Genomic DNA, 14,684 nt, shown 5'->3' with positions numbered 1-14,684 from the left:
ATTAATATATGCAGAAGAACGATGACTTATTAAGAGAACGTCGAAAAGATGAACACGTTGCTCTTGGGGTAAAACAAAATGAGCAATTAGCGCCGTCTAGTTTAGAGGATTTGCAACTGATTGGAACTTCTCTACCGCGCTATAACGTGAAAGATATTGATTTAAAAACTACTATTTTGGGGACCACAGTTCCATTCCCGTTCTATATTAATGCAATGACAGGAGGAAGTCGGCACACGAAAAAAATTAATGCCGAACTTGCCGAAATAGCGCGTGAAGTAGCTATTCCAATGGCCGTTGGTTCACAATCTGCAGCTTTAAAAAATAGTTCGCTAATAGATACATATAAAATTGTTAGAGAAACCAATCCAAACGGGGTGATTCTATCAAACATTAGTCCAGAAGTAGCCATTCAAGATGGACTTCGAGCAATCGATATGTTAGAGGCAAACGCTCTCCAAATTCATATTAATCCAGCACAAGAATTAGTTATGCAAGAGGGAGACCGGTCTTTCAGTCACTGGTTAACTAGAATAGAAGAGTATGTTAAACTCTCTCCAGTACCAGTTGTCGTAAAGGAAGTTGGTTTCGGAATGACACGAGAAACAGTAAAAACGCTTGCTGATATCGGCGTTCAAACAGTAGATCTGGCTGGAAAAGGTGGGACAAATTTTGCTAAAATTGAAAATGACCGCCGCCGAGATCAAGCTTATGACTTTTTGCTTGACTGGGGCGTTTCTACTGGACAAGCTTTACTAGACATGCAACACAGAGATGCTCCAAAAATCGCTTATTTAGCATCTGGCGGTATCAGAAATCCATTAGATATCGTGAAAGCATTAGCGCTCGGAGCAGATAGCGTTGGCATGGCTGGACAAGTAATTTATTCACTCAAAAAAGATGGCGTCTTAAAAACCATTGAAAAATTAGAATTCTGGAAAGAACAATTACGTGGTTTATTCGTGTTAGCAAATGCGAAAAATATTAGGGAGCTAAAAGAAACCTCTATAATCATAAGTGGAGAACTAGCTGAGTGGGGTAAATTACGAGGAATTGATATGGTTCAACTTGCAAATAGAAAATAAAAAACCAGCTGCTATTTATTTAGCAAAGCTGGTTTTTATGCTTATTGAACCATTTCTGGCGAAGTTTCACCAATTACTTGAAGGCGTTCAGTAAATTCTTCTTTAGATAAATCTTTCGTATAAAGATTTGCTGGGTGAACGCGGCACTCATGCGAACAACTGCGCAAATATTTTTCTTCATTTTCGACGGAAGCTAGGATTTGTTTATTACAATATGGATTTGCACAATTGATATAACGTTCGCAAGGTGTACCATCAAAGTAATCTTTTCCGACAATAGTAGGGTTTACTTGGTTAATCGGAACGGCGATTCTTTCATCAAAGACATACATTTGACCGTCCCAAAGCTCACCTTTTGTTTCTTCATTTTTACCATAAGTGGCAATCCCACCGTGAAGTTGACTCACATCATCAAATCCAGCTGTTTTCAACCAACCGGAAAATTTCTCGCAGCGAATGCCGCCAGTACAATAAGTGACAATTTTTTTGTCAGCAAGTTGCTCACGATTATCTTCAATCCAGCCTGGTAGTTCACGGAAGTTCTGAATGTCTGGACGAACTGCACCGCGGAAATGACCGATATCAAATTCATAATCATTCCGAGCATCTAAAATAACCGTATCCTCGTCTAGTAGTGCTTCACGAAATTCGGCAGGTTCTAAGTAATTCCCTGTAATTTCAAGTGGATTAACATCTTCTTCTAAACTTAAACTAACAATTTCAGCACGAGGTCTGACATGCATTTTTTTGAAAGCATGGGAATCAGCCGCGTCAATTTTAAATACCATATCAGCGAAGCGAGCGTCATTTGCCATATAATCCATATATTTGTTTGTTGCTTCTACTGTTCCCGAAACGGTGCCATTAATCCCTTCAGTAGCCACCAAAATTCGACCTTTTAACTCCATTTCTTTGCAAGCAGCAAGATGCTCTTTTGCAAAAGTCTCTGGATCATCAATCGTTGTGTATTTGTAATATAACAACACTTGATAGTCACTCATAATCTTATCACCCTTCAAAATGTATTTCATGTGTAAGAAAAATTCTCCACAAGTTTGCGCATTAATACTATACTATAGCAAATTAAGACTGGCAAGTAACCGAACCGTAAAATAAATACTTCTTATAGTTAACTATATGTACAAGTACAAAACAGCTATGGTATACTTATTAAATATGAAGCGAAAATTTTGTTAATGAAAACTATTCATGTTTTCATTGCCTAAAATAAAGAATGAAGTAAGGATTGGGCGTGAGCTATGTGCAAATAAATGAATCGTTTATGGAAGAACTAGCTTTAAAAAAAGTAAAACAAGAACGCAGAAAAAGATTGAAGTGGTTTGTTTATAAATTTCTAATGATTACCTTTGGGGCGATTTTAATGGGGGTAGGATTAGAACTTTTCCTTGTAAATAACCGAATTTTAGATGGTGGAGTCGTTGGTATTTCCATTATTATTTCTCAGTTAACACCGCTACCTTTAGGGGTTTTAACTTTTGTACTTAATATTCCATTTTTCATTATTGGTTACCGGAAAATCGGAAAAGTTTTTGCACTGTTTACTTTGTACGGAATTGCAGTTATGTCGATTGTCACGCTCGTCTTACATGATATGGATCCTGTGACAGATGATTTACTACTTGCGACTGTTTTTGGTGGAATGACGCTTGGACTTGGAGTAGGACTTGTTATTCGTAATGGCGGAGCGCTAGATGGTACAGAAATTATTTCTATTATCATCAACGGACGGACACCATTTTCAACAGGGCAAATTATTATGTTTATTAATATTGTTATTTTTATCGTTGCAGGAATTGTGTTCAACTGGGACCGAGCGATGTATTCATTAATTACATACTTTTTAGCGTATAAAGTAATTGATATTGTTATTCAAGGTGTAGATGAATCGAAAAGTGCTTTTATTATTAGTCGTTATTACGAGGAAATTGGCGCAGAAATTATGGAGCAGCTTGGAAAAGGTGTCACATACTTAGATGCAACTGGCGGCTATTCCGGTGATGTAAGAAAAGTAGTTTTCGTTATCGTCTCTAGATTTGAAGAAGTAAAAGTGAAAGCCATTCTGGATGAAATAGATCCAGAAGCCTTCTTAGCTGTTGGGGGAAGCATGTCAGAAGTCCGCGGCGGAAAACTGATGAACACGAAAACTCCGCACCTATAACAAAGCAGAAACCATATATCTCCTACTTGAGATATGTGGTTTTTTGACGAAAGGAAACATTTGTTTGTATAATAGGGCTAGAGTATGAGCGACAGAATGAATAGATATGCTATAATAAAACAAGCAAAAAAGGAATGGGTGGGACTTGAAATGGCGACACAAAAGAAAAAAACGACTGGGCGAAAGAAATCGTCCACACGTTCAAAAAAGAAAAAATCTGCTTCTTTTCGTTTAGAAATAACTGGCGCTATTTTGATAGCGATAGGAATAATCGGGATTTTACAATTAGGTTTTGTTGGCAGAGGTTTCTTTGCCTTAGCTGAACTGTTTGTTGGTCTTCTTAGTTATGTATTACTTTCTGGAATTGTTATTTTTGGCGGATACATGCTAATCAGAAGAAAGAGACCACAGCTTTTTAACAAACGGTTAGTAGGTGTCTATCTAATAGTTTTAGGATTTTTAACATATATACATATGTATTTCATCATCCATAATTTAGGTGCGAATGCGCCTATTGTTTCCAGTACATGGAAATTAGTGCTAGAAAATTTATTTAGACCAAATCAAGTAGGTTTTGTTGGTGCAGGAATGATTGGAGCTGTTATTACTTCGGCTACCTATTTCTTATTAGACCGACTGGGGACTAATATTATCGCCATTCTTTTAATCATTTATGGTTTTTCACTAGTATCAGGTATTTCTGTACGCCAATTTTTCTCAAAAATTACTGAATTTGTTCGCTACTTATTTTCAAAAGGAAAGGCTGCTACAGAAAAAAGTAAAGAAGTAAAAGCTAAACGAGACAAAAAGAAAGCGGAAAAATTAGTAGAAGTAGAAGCGGATGAAGTAATCGAGGTAAGTCAACCGATTGATCCTTCAAAAGAAGAAAAAACACCGCCAATTATTTCGAATTTTAGTTCTAAAGTAGAACAAGAAAAAGCTCCTCTAGAAGAAAAAACAGAGTCCCAAGTAAAAGAAAAAGATTTAGAAATGTTCCAACAAGAATCTTTTGAAAATGAAATATATCAATTACCGTCAGTGGATATTTTAGAACCTGCCAAAGTAACTGATCAAAGTAAAGAATACGACCAAATTAAAGTTAATGCGAAAAAATTAGAAGACACCTTTGAGAGTTTTGGCGTGAAAGCTAAAATCACTCAAGTGCATCTTGGACCAGCCGTTACGAAATATGAAGTCCAACCGTCTGTCGGAGTCAAAGTGAGTAAAATTGTTTCCTTAAGTGATGATATTGCACTTGCTTTAGCAGCGAAAGATATTCGAATTGAGGCGCCAATACCTGGTAAATCAGCAATTGGTATTGAAGTGGCAAACCAAAATGTAGCAATGGTTTCTTTACGGGAAGTATTAGAAAATAATCCAAAAAATAATCCAGATGAAAAATTACAAATTGCTCTTGGTAGGGATATTTCAGGTGAAGCGATGATGGCGAGCCTTGATAAAATGCCTCATTTACTTGTAGCCGGGGCAACTGGTAGTGGTAAATCTGTTTGTATTAATGGTATTATTACGAGCATTTTACTTCGAGCTAAACCGCATGAAGTTAAAATGATGATGATTGATCCAAAAATGGTTGAATTAAATGTTTATAATGGTATCCCGCATTTACTAGCACCAGTTGTTACTAATCCGAAAAAGGCAGCTCAAGCTTTACAAAAAGTAGTTGCTGAAATGGAGCGTCGTTATGATTTGTTTTCGCATACAGGCACACGAAATATGCAAGGCTATAATGATTACGTAAAAAAACATAATGAACTTAACGAAGAAAAACAACCGGAATTACCATTTATAGTTGTGATAGTAGATGAATTAGCAGACTTAATGATGGTTGCTTCTAACGATGTAGAAGATGCAATTACACGACTTGCACAAATGGCACGTGCCGCGGGAATTCATTTGATTATCGCGACTCAACGTCCATCTGTGGATGTAATTACTGGAGTCATTAAAGCGAATATCCCTTCTCGAATCGCATTTGCTGTATCGAGCTCGATAGATTCAAGAACAATTCTTGATATGGGCGGAGCGGAAAAACTACTAGGTCGCGGAGACATGTTGTTACTTCCAGTTGGCTCTAGTAAGCCAACTCGTATTCAAGGTGCCTTTTTGTCGGATAGAGAAGTGGAAGATGTGGTTAATTATGTTATCTCACAACAAAAAGCGCAGTACAACGAGGAAATGATTCCTGATGATATTCCTGACGTTGAAGGGGAAGTAACAGATGAGCTTTATCATGAAGCAGTCGAACTTGTTGTAGAAATGCAAACAGCTTCCGTTTCGATGTTACAACGAAAATTCCGAATTGGTTATAACCGGGCAGCAAGATTAATTGATGAAATGGAACAAAGAGGAGTAGTTGGACCCCATGAAGGTAGTAAACCACGACGAGTCAATGTGGAACTTCCTCCAGATATAGAATAAATAAAAAGAGGTTGCGATTTTGGTCGCAACCTCTTTTTTAAGAAAGTAAATCTCGTTTTTGAGCTTCAATTTCTTTTTTACTTGTAGCATATTTTCCTTGAGTACGGTCAAGTAATTCATCGAAGAAAGAAGGTAAGTTGCTTTTGCTAAGTTCAACGCCTTCAGCAGTAATCCCGCCTTTTGTAGCAACACGGTCGATTAAGCCGCTAAACGTATAATCTTCCTCCACTAAAAGTTTAGAAGTCCCAGCTAAAGCAAAATTAATCATTTGAAAAATTTCTGCATCTGACAAAGTTGACCTGCGAAGAGCTGCTTCCACGAATTGTTCGAAAATAGCCGCTATAATGCCAGGGGAGGAACTCGTTAAGTCACTCGCAATATCAATATTTTCCTCTCGAATTGTCATCACATGCCCCAAATTTTCAAAGGCGGATTCTAACCAAGTGCTGTTCGTTTCCGAAACAGTATCTGCGTGTGAAATTAAGGTAGTTCCAACACCAACTACTGTTGTGATTGAAGGTATTAATTTACTTACTTGTAAATTAGGAGAGATTTCCAAAATGTCAGAGGTACTAACTCCGGCCGCAATTGAAATCACATGGCGGTCTGCCGTTAATACAGCTTCACAATCTTTAATAAGGGGTAAAACGGCTAAAGGTAATTTACAAATAAAACTATGATCTGCTTTTGTAAAAACTTCTGCTTCATTGGCTGCTAATTCGGCTGTAGGATATTTATCATAAAATTGCTTGAAATGGTCGTTTGCAGAACTAGAGTAAAGGATGATTTCCTCTGGAGTACAAACTTTTGTTTCAATCAATTTAGTCGCGATTAACGTTGCCATACTCCCAAAACCGATAAAACCTATTTTTGTCATTTTCATCCCGCCTTTCTTCGTTAGCTTTTATTATGAAGGGAACAAAAAAGGATTGCAAATAAATTAGATTGTTTGCTTTTTCACGTTAACGCGCTTCTGCCTAAGGATAAGCTTGAAATCGAATGATTCCGACAGAATTAAATTTTCTGAATTCATTTGCATTAAAATTTTCTGAAGTTGGTTATTTATTTATTTTATTTTCCATGTTATATTAAGAACAGTTAGAGAAGACGTTAAATGTTTTTGTGCGTTTTCCGAAAAAGGGACCATACATAATTTTTTAATACGCGCCTGAATGTTTGTTTTGACAGAAAGCTCTGACTAACATTATATCTCTCGGGAGGGGTTTTAAGGTGAAAAAGCGTACATTTGCTTTAGCACTATCAATGATTATTGCTTCTGGCGTTATCCTAGGTGCTTGTGGTTCGAGCAGCGACGATAAAAAAAGTGGCGATGATAAGAGCAGTAAAGATTTTACAGTAGCTATGGTTACAGATACTGGTGGCGTTGATGACCGTTCGTTTAACCAATCAGCATGGGAAGGCTTACAAAAATTCGGTAAAGCTAACGACATGAAAAAAGGTACAGATGGTTATAACTATTTGCAATCAGCTTCTGAAGCAGACTACAAAACAAACTTAAACACTGCTGTTCGTAGCGACTATGATTTGATTTACGGAATTGGTTACAAACTGAAAGATGCAATTGAAGAAGTTTCTAAACAAAAACCTAAAAATCAATTCGCTATTGTTGATGACACAATTGATGACCGTGATAATGTAGTAAGTATTGGATTTAAAGATAATGATGGTTCTTACCTAGTTGGCGTTGTAGCTGGCTTAACAACAAAATCAAATAAAGTTGGATTTGTTGGCGGGGTAAAAGGAGCAGTTATCGACCGTTTTGAAGCTGGTTTCACTGCTGGTGTAAAAGCTGTTAATCCTGATGCAACAATCGATGTACAATATGCAAACGATTTCGCAAAAGCAGATAAAGGACAACAAATCGCTTCTTCCATGTATTCAAGCGGAGTTGATGTGATTTTCCATGCTGCCGGCGGAACTGGTAATGGTGTCTTTGCAGAAGCTAAAAACTTGAAGAAAAAAGATCCTAGCCGTGCTGTTTGGGTAATCGGTGTTGACCGTGACCAATGGGACGAAGGAAAAGTTACAGCAAATGATGGCAAAGATTACAATGTAACACTTACATCTGAAATCAAACGCGTTGATATCGCTGTAGATGACCTTGCAACTCGTACTAAAGCTGGAGATTTCCCTGGTGGAACTAAAATTGAATATGGTCTTGATAAAAATGCTGTAGGTCTTTCTGAGCATCAAGATAATATTTCTAAAGATGTTTTAGCTAAGGTAGAAGAATACAAACAAAAAATCGTTGATGGGGACATTAAAGTTCCAGAAAAACCTTGATTTTATAGTTATAAAAACTGAGTAATATGAACGAAGTAAAACCTTTTATGAAAGTCGGTATTAATTGTACCGACTTTCATAAAAAAATAATTTGTAAGCGTTTTAATATGGTAGGTAAACCCTTTTACTCAAAGAAAATAATCGGTATATTGGAATTTATGATTGCAATGAATGCCATTTAGAAATAAAATAAGGAGATGGCTTTTTTAATCGCTTAAAATATGAAGACAGAGTTTCGTACATAGTTGGTATAATAAATGTAGTTAGAAACATACCAAAGCGCTTGAGAAAAAGTCATTGAACAACAAACGGATAAAAAACTCGGAACCTTCTTTGGAAGGAAGTACGGGGAGAGGCGGCGTCCTTCGAGAGAATCGCGCGTGTGGCTGTTTTTCCAGTTTGAACTAGACGACAAGGGGAGTGAAGAAGTGGACTTTGTTATTGAAATGTTAGGAATCAGGAAGGAATTCTCTGGATTTGTAGCAAATGATAACATCACCTTACAGTTAAAGCAGGGCGAAATCCATGCTTTGTTAGGTGAGAATGGCGCAGGAAAATCTACGCTAATGAACGTCTTGTTTGGTCTATATGAACCAGATGGTGGAGAAATTCGTGTTCGCGGTACGAAAGAAAATATTAATAGCCCGAACAAAGCGAATGAGCTTGGAATCGGAATGGTCCATCAGCATTTCATGTTAGTGGATAAATTTACGGTTGCAGAAAACATTATCCTTGGTAAAGAGCCAAGCAAATTCGGCGTTATCGAAAAGAAAAAAGCAGTAGAAGAAATTAAAGAAATCTCTGACCGTTATGGTTTACGAGTTGATCCAAATGCTGTTGTCCGCGATATTTCTATCGGAATGCAACAACGTGTGGAAATCTTAAAAACACTGTATCGTGGTGCTGATATCTTGATTTTTGATGAACCAACAGCTGTTTTAACGCCCCAAGAAATTAAAGAATTGATTCAAATCATGCGTTCTCTTATTAAAGAAGGGAAATCAATTATTTTAATTACACATAAATTAAAAGAAATTATGGATGTTTGTGATCGGGTAACCGTTATCCGCCGTGGTAAAGGCATGGGTACAGTAAATGTCCCAGAAACAACTCCGCAAGATTTAGCTAATTTAATGGTTGGTCGTGAAGTCGTTTTTACAACAGAAAAAATCGCTGCAACTCCTGGGAAAGACGTTTTAGAAGTAAAAGATTTAGTTGTTAAAGAAAGCCGTGGTGTCGAAAGTGTCCGTGGACTTAATTTGACTGTTCGAGCAGGCGAGATTGTCGGAATTGCTGGGGTCGATGGTAATGGTCAAAGTGAACTCATTTCTGCAATTGCAGGTCTTTCTAAAGTAACAAGTGGAAGCATTCTTCTAAATGGTGAACACATTGAGAATAAAAAGCCACGTAAAATTACAGAAGCTGGTTTAGGACATATTCCAGAAGATCGTCATAAACATGGTTTAGTACTTGAGATGTCACTTGGAGAAAATATTGCTTTACAAACGTACTATAAGAAACCTATTTCTAGTAAAGGGTTCTTAAATCATAAAGCAATGTATGACTTTGCACGTGAGTTAATTGAAGAATACGATGTTCGTGCAAGTAGCGAATACGTAGCAGCAAAATCACTTTCTGGTGGTAACCAACAAAAAGCGATTATTGCAAGGGAGATACACCGTAATCCAGATTTCTTAATTGCGGCTCAACCAACACGTGGACTAGATGTTGGTGCAATTGAATTCATTCATAGACGCTTGATTGAACAACGAGATAATGGAAAAGCTGTCTTACTTATGTCGTTTGAATTAGATGAAATTATGAATGTTAGTGACCGTATTGCGGTTATTTACGAAGGGAAAATCGTTGCTATTGTTGATCCGAAAGAAACAACGGAGCAAGAACTTGGTCTGATGATGGCTGGTTCATCCAAACAGGAAGCGGAAATGGGGGAGAAAGAGCATGTCTAAACGACTACAAGCATTAGTTATCCCAGTTACTGCCGTTATTCTTGGACTTATCTGCGGTGCGATTATCATGCTTATTTTTGGATATGACCCAATTGCTGGTTACTCAGCGCTTATAGAAGGTGTCGTTGGAGAAAATTTCTATATTGGTGAAACAATCCGCCAAGCTACACCTTACATTTTAGTTGGTCTATCTGTTGCAGTTGCCTTTAAAGCTGGACTTTTCAACATTGGTGCAGAAGGTCAAATGCTTATGGGGTGGTTAGGCTCTATCATCATCGCTGTAAACTTTGATGGTTTAACAAAATGGATTCATTTGCCACTTGCGATTATTACTGGTATGGTTTTTGGAGCACTTTGGGCATTCATTCCAGGTATTTTAAAAGCAACTTTACGTGTAAATGAAGTTATTGTAACAATTATGCTTAATTACACAGCACTGTATATTTTCAACTATGTCGTACAAAATTTACTTACAGACGGTTTAGATAAAACACAAGAAATTCATGCGTCTGCGTCTTTACAATCTGAATTATTGCAATCAATGACAGATTATTCGTCACTACATTGGGGGATTTTAATTGCCCTTGGTTTTGCACTTATTATTTGGTTAATGTTAAATAAAACTACTTTTGGTTATGAAATCGAAGCAGTTGGTTTTAACGAAAATGCATCGCAATATGCCGGTATGAGTGTAAAGAAAACAATTGTTTTTTCTATGGTTATTGCCGGAGCGCTCGCTGGTCTAGGTGGCGTAATGGAAGGCCTCGGAACATATGGAACGGCTTATGTCTTAACTTCTTCTCCTGGGATTGGTTTTGACGGTATTGCCGTTGCATTACTCGGAGGAAGTTCTCCAATTGGGATTGTCTTCTCTGCTATCTTGTTTGGCGCTCTAAAAGTCGGAGCACTAAACATGCCAGCAGTTGCGGGCGTTCCAAACGAATTAGTCAATGTAATTATCGCTCTGATTATCTTCTTTGTGGCATCCAGCTACATTATCCGCTGGGCGATGGCAAAATTTAAGAAGGGGGCGAAAGCAGAATGACAGCCATTTTAGCGACAATTGTTTCTAGTACACTGCTTATGGCAGGCCCACTAATTTTTACTGCTCTCGGGGGCGTTTATTCAGAACGAGGCGGTGTGGTTAATATTGGACTAGAAGGTATGATGGTTATGGGAGCATTCTCTGCTATCGTCTTTAACCTTACTTTCCAAGATACTTTCGGCAATTTAACTCCTTGGATTTCACTTATTGCGGCGATGCTTGTTGGGGGATTATTTTCACTTGTTCATGCCGTTGCAACAATTAACTTTCGCGCTGACCACGTAATCAGTGGTGTAGCGATTAACTTTTTAGCAACTGGTCTATCTTTATTCCTTGTAAAAGTAATTTATGATAAAGGCCAAACTGACCAAATTAAATATTACTTTGGTAAACCGGATATTCCTGTTTTAAGTGATATTCCAGTTATTGGTGATATTTTCTTTAAAAACATTCCGGTGATGAGTTATGTGGCGATTCTGTTTGCAATCGCATCTTGGTTTATCATTTATAAAACCCGCTTTGGTCTTCGTCTTCGATCTGTAGGGGAACATCCTCTTGCAGCTGACACAATGGGAATTAAAGTACGCTGGATGAGATACCAAGGCGTTATCATCTCTGGTATTCTTGGTGGTCTAGGTGGCGCGGTTTATGCCCAATCCTTTACGCTTGATTTCGGACATGCAACTATTTCCGGTCAAGGTTATATGGCTCTTGCAGCAATGATCTTTGGTAAATGGAATCCACTTGGAGCAATGGGAGCAGCAATTTTCTTTGGTTTTGCGCAATGTTTGGCAATTACTGGGGGCTCACTACCATTTTTCAAAGATATTCCAGACGTTTACTTACAAATTGCGCCTTATGTATTAACAATCCTTGCACTTGTTGGCTTTATCGGTAAATCCGAAGCTCCAAAAGCAGATGGCGTTAACTACATTAAAGGAAAATAAAATATTAGCACAGCCTAGATATTATTCTAGGCTGTTTTTTTATGCTAGAAAATTGTGTGTGGCAATAACTTAGGATACAATAGGAAAGTGAGATCATTGCTTGAAAGGAGCATTATAATGACAGACAAAATATTTCAAGAAAAAGTTGGCCCGGTTGCACTAACAATCGTTCCCACCCAAAAATATAAATCTAATAAAATTGTTTTTAAATTTCGCGCTCCATTAGAAAGAAAAACAGTCACAAAAAGATCATTATTATCCATTTTGCTAGAAACAAACAGTAAAAAATATCCAACGCAAACGGCTTTCAGAAAGCAGTTAGCCAACTTATATGGCGCAAATTTCTATACTACGACAGCCAAAAAAGGAAACGAACATGTTTTAACTGTCGTTTTTGATATGATAGATGGCCAATATGTCTCTGATGGACAAAATATTTTAAAAGATGCATTTGCTTTTATCGAACAAGCTCTATTTCAGCCAAATGCAACAAATGGCGCTTTTGATGAAGAAATAGTTGCCCGTGAAAAAGAGAATCTAAAAAGTAGCTTAGAAGGAATTTATGATGATAAAATTCGTTTTGCTTCTAAAAGACTAGTTGAAGAAATGTTCCGAGACGATGAATTTCGCTACGGGGCGGCAGGGGTTTTAGAAGATGTTGATGCGATTACAGCAAAAGATTTATATGAATATTATTTGAAATTTATCAAAGAAGATGTCATTGAAATTTTTATTTGTGGCGATGTTACAAAAGAAGAAGTTATGCCGCTTATCGAAAAAATGGCTTTTTCACCGCGTCCAGAACGAATAGGTGTTTTCTATACAAAAGAGGCACCAAAAGAAACTCGTGTCATCCATGAAAAACAAGCAATTAACCAAGGTAAACTAGTGCTTGGTTATCAAACAGAAACATTATTTGGAGATGATGATTTTGTTTCTCTTCAACTCGCTAATGGACTTTTAGGTGGGTTTGCAAATTCCAAAATCTTTATCAATGTTCGCGAAAAAGCAAGTCTAGCCTATTATGCTTCCAGTCGAATTGATTCTTTCAAAGGCTATATGATAATTTCAGCTGGAATTGATGAAGTGAATTATAAACAAGCTTTAACCATTATTGAAGAGCAAATTGTCGCAATGAAACAAGGCGATTTCACAGAAGATGAATTAAATCAAACGAAAGAAATGCTCATTAATCAATTGCTTGAAACGAATGACCAAGCACAAGGTTTAATTGAACTTGCTTATAATAACGTTTTACGCGAAGCAAACTTAGACCTAGAAAATTGGATTACAAAAATTAAACAAGCCACAAAACAAGAAGTAGTTGCTGCTATTAATAAAATCAAGCCAGATACAATATATTTCTTGAGTAAGGGAGGAGAAGAACTTCATGGAAAAAATCACATTTGAACAAGTAAAAGAAGCTGTATTTCATGAAAAAATGTCTAATGGTTTACAAGTCTACCTTCTTCCAAAACAAGGATTTAGTAAGACATATGCTGTTTTTACAACTAACTACGGTGCAATTGACAATAATTTTGTTCCAATTGGCGAAACTGAATTCACTAAAGTACCCGATGGTATAGCTCATTTTTTAGAGCACAAAATGTTCGAAAAAGAAGACGGCGATGTATTTTTTAAATTCGGTGAAAAAGGTGCTTTTACGAATGCCTTCACTTCATTTACAAAAACTGCCTATCTTTTCTCAAGTACATCTCGTGTAGAAGAAAATTTAGAAACATTAATCGATTTCGTGCAAGAACCATATTTTACAGAAGAAACAGTTGAAAAAGAAAAAGGAATTATCGGTCAAGAAATCAGAATGTATGATGATGATCCAGATTTTCGCGCTTACTTTGGTGTAATTGAAAATATGTATCACAACCATCCAGTAAAAATTGATATTGCCGGAACTGTTGAATCAATTGCAGAAATTAATAAAGACCTGCTGTACCTTTGCTATAATACTTTTTATCATCCAAGCAATATGGTGCTGTTTGTTGTTGGTAATCTAGAGCCGGAAGAAATGATGAACCAAATTCGTGCAAATCAAGCGAAAAAAGATTTCAAAGAGGCTGCTCCAATCAAACGCCATTTTCCAGATGAACCAAAAACTGTTGCTTTAAAAGAACGTAAAATTCATTTTCCAGTACAAATTGCTAAAAATATGGTAGGTATCAAGGAAGATATCGGGTCTTTAGAAGGTCGAGCTGCTATTAAACAAGAGATTATTGGTGATGTAGCGCTTGAAATGCTTTTTGGTACTACCTCTGATACTTATTTGGAATTATACAACGAAGGAATCATTGATGATAGTTTTGGTTATGATTATACACTGCAAGACAGTTTTTCCTTTGTCCTTGTTGGAGGGGATGCAAAAGACCCAGACATGCAAACAACTAAAATCATTGAAGCTATTCAAAGAGCAGCTAAAAACGGCTTAAATGAAGCGGATTTGGCATTAGTAAAACGTAAACGTATTGGACAATTTTTACGCTCGCTTAATTCACCAGAGTTTATTGCCAACCAATTTAGTCAATATGTAATGAAATCTGCTTCTTTATTTGATATTTTACCTTTAATGGAAACAGTTACATTAGAAGAAGTAAATAATTTCGTGAAAAACCTAGACAGCGAAGAGCGTACTACTAGTTTCCAATTGCTTCCAGAAAAATAGATGTTCTATGTCTTTTTTTACTTTTTTTAGTATAAAAA

11 protein-coding genes are annotated in these 14,684 nt (G+C 36.9%); 9 read left to right on the top strand and 2 right to left on the bottom strand.

The genetic code is table 11. The features are described 5' to 3' along the window. Positions 1 to 8 precede the first annotated feature (8 nt). Entirely contained in the window at positions 9 to 1,085 is a 1,077-nt protein-coding gene (gene fni / locus HCB45_RS07510; RefSeq protein WP_185318712.1) for a type 2 isopentenyl-diphosphate Delta-isomerase, read from the top strand. 41 nt (positions 1,086 to 1,126) lie between these two features. Here fni and trhO read toward each other — a convergent pair whose 3' ends face one another. After that, complete coding sequence (trhO, locus tag HCB45_RS07505) at positions 1,127 to 2,086, bottom strand: oxygen-dependent tRNA uridine(34) hydroxylase TrhO (protein ID WP_185318713.1); 960 nt, start codon at positions 2,084 to 2,086, stop codon at positions 1,127 to 1,129. A gap of 251 nt (positions 2,087 to 2,337) precedes the next feature. Here trhO and HCB45_RS07500 point away from each other — a divergent pair, with 251 nt between their 5' ends. Together HCB45_RS07500 and HCB45_RS07495 are read left to right on the top strand one after the other, a co-directional pair. After that, positions 2,338 to 3,264 (top strand): YitT family protein, encoded by a 927-nt coding sequence (locus tag HCB45_RS07500; RefSeq protein WP_185318714.1) that lies wholly within the window; start codon positions 2,338 to 2,340, stop codon positions 3,262 to 3,264. Positions 3,265 to 3,414: 150 nt separating this feature from the next. Then, positions 3,415 to 5,703, top strand: coding sequence for an FtsK/SpoIIIE family DNA translocase (locus tag HCB45_RS07495; protein ID WP_185319013.1), 2,289 nt, complete (start codon positions 3,415 to 3,417; stop codon positions 5,701 to 5,703). A 37-nt stretch (positions 5,704 to 5,740) separates the two neighbouring features. On the opposite strand, the gene proG is transcribed toward HCB45_RS07495, so the two are convergent. Continuing rightward, entirely contained in the window at positions 5,741 to 6,580 is an 840-nt protein-coding gene (gene proG, locus HCB45_RS07490) for a pyrroline-5-carboxylate reductase ProG (protein ID WP_185318715.1), read from the bottom strand. Between the two features lie 353 nt (positions 6,581 to 6,933). On the opposite strand from proG, the gene HCB45_RS07485 reads away from it, so the two are divergent. The 6 genes from HCB45_RS07485 (at position 6,934) to yfmH (ending at position 14,646) form a co-directional block, all read left to right on the top strand. Then, positions 6,934 to 8,007 carry a BMP family lipoprotein gene (locus tag HCB45_RS07485; protein ID WP_185318716.1) on the top strand — a complete coding sequence of 358 codons (1,074 nt, stop codon included), beginning with the start codon at positions 6,934 to 6,936 and terminating at the stop codon, positions 8,005 to 8,007. Between the two features lie 428 nt (positions 8,008 to 8,435). Next, positions 8,436 to 9,977, top strand: coding sequence for an ABC transporter ATP-binding protein (locus tag HCB45_RS07480; protein ID WP_185318717.1), 1,542 nt, complete (start codon positions 8,436 to 8,438; stop codon positions 9,975 to 9,977). Beyond that, on the top strand, positions 9,970 to 11,022 hold the full coding sequence (locus tag HCB45_RS07475) for an ABC transporter permease (protein ID WP_185318718.1): 1,053 nt from the start codon (positions 9,970 to 9,972) through the stop codon (positions 11,020 to 11,022). Before HCB45_RS07480 ends, HCB45_RS07475 begins: the two co-directional genes overlap by 8 nt. Further along, a complete protein-coding gene (locus HCB45_RS07470) occupies positions 11,019 to 11,969 on the top strand; it encodes an ABC transporter permease (protein WP_160463862.1) in 951 nt (316 codons plus the stop codon). The genes HCB45_RS07475 and HCB45_RS07470 overlap by 4 nt, the downstream gene beginning before the upstream one ends. Positions 11,970 to 12,086: 117 nt before the next feature. Further along, positions 12,087 to 13,379: an EF-P 5-aminopentanol modification-associated protein YfmF gene (gene yfmF / locus HCB45_RS07465; RefSeq protein ID WP_185619464.1), complete on the top strand. Its 1,293-nt coding sequence runs from the start codon at positions 12,087 to 12,089 to the stop codon at positions 13,377 to 13,379. Next, positions 13,360 to 14,646 carry an EF-P 5-aminopentanol modification-associated protein YfmH gene (gene yfmH / locus HCB45_RS07460; RefSeq protein WP_185318720.1) on the top strand — a complete coding sequence of 429 codons (1,287 nt, stop codon included), beginning with the start codon at positions 13,360 to 13,362 and terminating at the stop codon, positions 14,644 to 14,646. Before yfmF ends, yfmH begins: the two co-directional genes overlap by 20 nt. The last annotated feature ends 38 nt before the right edge of the window (positions 14,647 to 14,684 follow it).

This window comes from Listeria farberi, assembly GCF_014229245.1.
Lineage (GTDB): Bacteria > Bacillota > Bacilli > Lactobacillales > Listeriaceae > Listeria > Listeria farberi.
Note: the sequence above shows the minus strand (reverse complement) of the source record. Positions and strands in the feature narration are given on the sequence as shown.